This is a genomic window from Priestia sp. P5_B4, assembly GCF_056400385.1.
The window spans coordinates 1-1,965 of the sequence record NZ_JBFULJ010000713.1; the positions used below are offsets into that span (position 1 = coordinate 1).

The 1,965-nt window shown below is 37.3% G+C and carries 1 protein-coding gene and 1 pseudogene; both read left to right on the forward strand.

Annotated features, from left to right (window positions below; genetic code table 11):
- A pseudogene (locus AC1DRF_RS25060) lies at positions 1-956 on the forward strand (aconitate hydratase); the annotation flags it as partial.
- Positions 957-1,151: 195 nt separating this feature from the next.
- Entirely contained in the window at positions 1,152-1,751 is a 600-nt protein-coding gene (locus AC1DRF_RS25065; RefSeq protein ID WP_097823275.1) for a TlpA disulfide reductase family protein, read from the forward strand.
- The last annotated feature ends 214 nt before the right edge of the window (positions 1,752-1,965 follow it).

Below are 1,965 nucleotides of genomic sequence, written 5' to 3' on the forward strand. Positions count from 1 at the left end.
ATGAAGTATTCTTTAGCGACATCTGGCCTTCTCAAGATGAAATTAAAGAAGTTGTTAGCCGTACCGTAACGCCTGAATTATTCCGTAACGAGTATGAGCGCGTATTCGATGATAACGAACGCTGGAATGAAATTAAAACAAGCGAAGATGCGCTTTATACGTGGGAGAATGATTCAACGTACATTCAAAACCCACCTTTCTTTGAAGGCTTATCAGAAGAACCAGGTGAAGTAGAACCGCTAAATGATCTTCGCGTAGTAGCGAAATTTGGTGACTCAGTGACAACGGATCACATTTCACCAGCGGGTTCAATTGCAAAAACATCACCTGCAGGTCTTTACCTTCAAGAAAACGGTGTAGAGCCAAAAGACTTTAACTCATATGGTTCTCGTCGTGGTAACCATGAAGTGATGATGCGCGGTACGTTTGCAAACATCCGCATAAAAAACCAAGTAGCTCCTGGTACAGAAGGCGGCTGGACAACGTACTGGCCAACAAATGACGTAATGAGTATTTATGATGCTTGTATGAAATACAAAGAGCAAGATACAGGTCTTGTTGTACTTGCAGGCAAAGATTACGGCATGGGAAGTTCTCGTGACTGGGCAGCAAAAGGAACAAATCTTTTAGGTATTAAAACAGTAATCGCTGAAAGCTTCGAGCGTATTCACCGTTCAAACCTAGTATTAATGGGTGTTTTACCTCTTCAATTTAAAGATGGTGAAAGCGCGGATACATTAGGTTTAACTGGAAAAGAAACAATTGCAGTAGCAGTTGATGAAACAGTAAAACCACGTGATTTTATAAAAGTAACAGCAACTGATGAAGCTGGAAACAAAAAAGAATTTGAAGTACTGGTTCGTTTCGATAGTGAAGTTGAAATTGATTACTATCGCCACGGTGGTATCCTTCAAATGGTGCTTCGTGATAAATTACAATCTAAAACACATGCGTAAGTTATAAAGAAAAAGAGCGGTTCTCGTGAGCCGCTCTTTTTTTATGCAAACGCACCGTTTTCGACAAAAAGTGAGAGGGGAATATGCTATATTATAAAAGAAAATGCCCTATAAAAGGATTATTTTAGTAGATATTGCACATATCTATTAGTACATAGATTATCATTTTTTAGAAGAAATAAAGGAGCCGATCATATGGTTAAAAAAATAATTGCGGTCTTGCTTCTAGTAGGCTTTCTTAGCTACGCACTTTGGCAAGGGCTTTCTCCAAATGAAGCATCCGATAATTCTAACTTAAGCGAATACAAGGATTTAAATATCAAAAAAGGCGATAGTGCTCGTCAGGCTTCAGGTCAAGCTTATGGGTTGGAACCAAAAGATACAGCGCCTCCGTTTACACTGTCAGATACGAGCGGGAAATCTGTTCAATTATCGGACTTTAAAGGGAAAAAAGTCATTTTAAACTTTTGGGCAACATGGTGTCCGCCATGTCAAAAAGAAATGCCCGATATGCAAGCGTTTTACGAGAAATATGGAAACGATGTACAGCTGCTTGCGGTTAATTTAACTTCGTCAGAAGGCAGTAAACAGGCAGTATCTAAGTTTCTCAAAGAAAAACAGTTTACGTTTCGTGTATTATTGGACGACCAAGATAATGTAGGAAGTAAAAAATATCGAGTCTCCACCATTCCGACATCTTACTTTATAGATGAAGAAGGGAAAATTGTTCAACGAGTGAATGGTCCAATGACACTTAAACAAATGGAAAACTTTGCTCAACAAGCAGCGAATTAACTTCGCTGCTTGTTTTATTAAACATGAAACTTATTTACTTTATCATCGTATATATAGATAAGTCAGTAAACATGTCAAACTTTCTTACAACTTTTCAAAAAAAGTATGTTTACTTATCTGACAAATTGGTTACAATATAGATAGTTATATGATATCAGTTTCTTTAGATTTTTCAGATTTTTCATAAAAATTACATAAAGTAGGTGTTGTAATC